This is a genomic window from Autumnicola musiva, assembly GCF_031846585.1.
Lineage (GTDB): Bacteria > Bacteroidota > Bacteroidia > Flavobacteriales > Flavobacteriaceae > Autumnicola > Autumnicola musiva.
The window spans coordinates 1-533 of sequence record NZ_JAVRHK010000083.1; the positions used below are offsets into that span (position 1 = coordinate 1).

The 533-nt window shown below is 48.2% G+C and carries 2 protein-coding genes; both read left to right on the forward strand.

Annotated features, from left to right (window positions below):
- The first annotated feature begins 70 nt into the window (after nucleotides 1-70).
- Complete coding sequence (tnpA, locus tag RM539_RS19950; RefSeq protein WP_311505174.1) at nucleotides 71-352, forward strand: IS66 family insertion sequence element accessory protein TnpA; 282 nt, start codon at nucleotides 71-73, stop codon at nucleotides 350-352.
- The coding region (gene tnpB, locus RM539_RS20195) for an IS66 family insertion sequence element accessory protein TnpB (protein ID WP_432264650.1) at nucleotides 345-533 on the forward strand (189 nt) is incomplete at its 3' end. The genes tnpA and tnpB, both read left to right, overlap by 8 nt.

Genomic DNA, 533 nt, shown 5'->3' on the forward strand with positions numbered 1-533 from the left:
GTATCCGTCCCACCAACCACATGTTGACCTGCAGCCTGTGTATCTCTAGTTTTGTACAAAAATATTAGAGATGAATAGACAGGAAGAAATGTTTCAGCTGGTAGAACAATACCGCGTAAGTGGATTATCAGCAAAGAGCTTTGCCCGAGAGAATAATATCAGTGCAAGCACTATGGGATACTGGATCCGAAAAAAGCGATCCCTGGAGAAAGGATCTGGATTTGTTGAAATATCAGGCAGCACCTCTGGTGCGATGGAGGTGGAACTTATTTTTCCCAATGGCGTCCAGCTCAGGATGAATGGCGGAGATCCAGCTTTAATCGCGACACTGGTCCAGCTGCGCCATGTTTAGCCTTGGCTCTTCCAATAGATACCACCTCTACCGGAAGCCTTGTGATATGCGAAAGAGTTTTTCGGGCCTGAGCGGACTGGTCAGAAATAAGCTCCATCGGGAGCCTACCTGCGGTGATGTGTTCGTTTTTCTTAACCGAAATCGCACTCACATAAAGCTGCTGCACTGGGAGCGTGGCGGC